2 protein-coding genes and 1 pseudogene are annotated in these 1,502 nt (G+C 58.9%); 2 read left to right on the forward strand and 1 reads right to left on the reverse strand.

Annotated elements, in window-relative coordinates; all coding sequences use genetic code 11:
• Positions 1-284 (forward strand): ribonucleotide-diphosphate reductase subunit beta (locus E0F99_RS29805; RefSeq protein WP_207303086.1); only part of this gene is annotated, 284 nt, incomplete at its 5' end.
• Between the two features lie 43 nt (positions 285-327).
• Here E0F99_RS29805 and E0F99_RS29810 read toward each other — a convergent pair.
• A pseudogene (locus E0F99_RS29810) lies at positions 328-584 on the reverse strand (putative quinol monooxygenase).
• A gap of 235 nt (positions 585-819) precedes the next feature.
• Here E0F99_RS29810 and E0F99_RS29820 point away from each other — a divergent pair.
• Entirely contained in the window at positions 820-1,308 is a 489-nt protein-coding gene (locus E0F99_RS29820) for a DUF1289 domain-containing protein (RefSeq protein ID WP_083358241.1), read from the forward strand.
• Positions 1,309-1,502: the final 194 nt, after the last annotated feature.

Raw genomic sequence — 1,502 nt, forward strand, 5'->3', positions numbered from 1 at the left:
AAGAAGCGACCCAGATGATCCTGCAAGGGACGCAGCTGGAGATTGAATATGCTCGCGATACCATGCCGCGCGGCGTGTTGGGCATGAATGCGGCGATGATGGAGGATTACCTCAAGTTCATCGCGAATCGTCGTTTGTCGCAGATTGGGTTGAAGGAAGAGTATCCGGGGACGACGAATCCGTTCCCTTGGATGAGCGAGATCATGGACTTGAAGAAAGAGAAAAACTTCTTCGAGACCCGCGTGATCGAGTATCAAACCGGCGGCGCGCTGAGCTGGGATTAACCGGCGGCCCTTGGACTGTCCATTCACGGTCCATGGGTAACACTCAGTTCGACACCGGCTCCAGAAAAATCAGCTGCAACGGCTCGCTGAGCAGATCATCCGCCGTTGCGGCGAACCGCTGAAAATACGGCGTCGCAAAATGCGCATCGAGTGCCGCCTGATCCTTGAATGCCTCACGCCGGTAAAACGTGCCGGGTTCGGCCCGTATCGGTTCGATCAGGCTCAACAGTCCGGCTTTTAGCCCTGGTGCTCGGCCGGCCTGGCCTTGAGGATGGCGAGGGATACCAGGGGTGGGCGCATGACGGCGACTCCGGTGGGTGAAGGTGTCGGTGTTCACAGGAGGCCTCGAGCACAATCTTGCCCCGGGCCTTGCTGCTTTCGACCAGGGCATGGGCGCGGCGCATATTGGCGGCATTGATCGCCTGCCCCCATCGCGGGCAAATGTCACGTGCCGTCACTCAGTTGCATCGGTGGCTGAGCGACCGGTTCAACGCCTTGAACCTTCCTGTTCCGGATTAGAAAACAGCCGCTATTTATGCCCAATCACACCATCAAGACCCCTTGCGTCGGCCTTTGCTCTACCGTTTACGGTGACCTGGTTTGCCGGGGCTGCAAGCGTTATCACCATGAGGTCATTCAGTGGAATGGCTACAACGCTGACCAAAAGCAGGCCGTGTGGCTGCGCCTGGAGCAGTTGCTGGTGCAGGTGATGTCCAGCAAACTTGAAGTGCTCGACCCGAAGCGCCTGCGCCAGCAGCTGGAAGACCGCAAAATTCGCTTTATGCCGCAGCAGTCGCCGTATTGCTGGGCCTATCAGCTGATTGCGCGGGGCGCGCGGGTGATTTCCAAACTGGACGCGTATGGGCTGGCGTTGTTGCCGGAGTTTCGTGAGCGCAGCCTTGCGGATTTGCGCGATGCGATTGATCGGGAGTTTTTTCTGCTGTCCGAGGCGCATTACGAGCGCTACATCGCGCCGAGGTTTCTGCAGGAAGCATTTGGGCCGGCGCTGATCGCCACGCTTTAACAAACGCCACGAAACAGTGTGGGAGCGGGCTTGTGTCAGTCCGCAGAGCCAGGACGCATCCCGTTCCGCCTGCAAGCCATACCGTTCAATCGCTTCCTGGAAAACCCGCGACTCCCGACTCCCCTGCTCCACCAACGCCGTCAGCGCCGCCCGTACAATCTGGCGCGGACCCACCACAAAAAATCACTCAACGC

Origin of the sequence: Pseudomonas antarctica (assembly GCF_900624995.1) — a bacterium.
Taxonomy (GTDB): domain Bacteria; phylum Pseudomonadota; class Gammaproteobacteria; order Pseudomonadales; family Pseudomonadaceae; genus Aquipseudomonas; species Aquipseudomonas antarctica.

What these genes read in the sequence shown, in the direction of transcription:
- E0F99_RS29820 (WP_083358241.1), top strand. Translation starts at nt 820, where the DNA reads ATGCCCAATCACACCATCAAGACCCCTTGCGTCGGCCTTTGCTCTACC.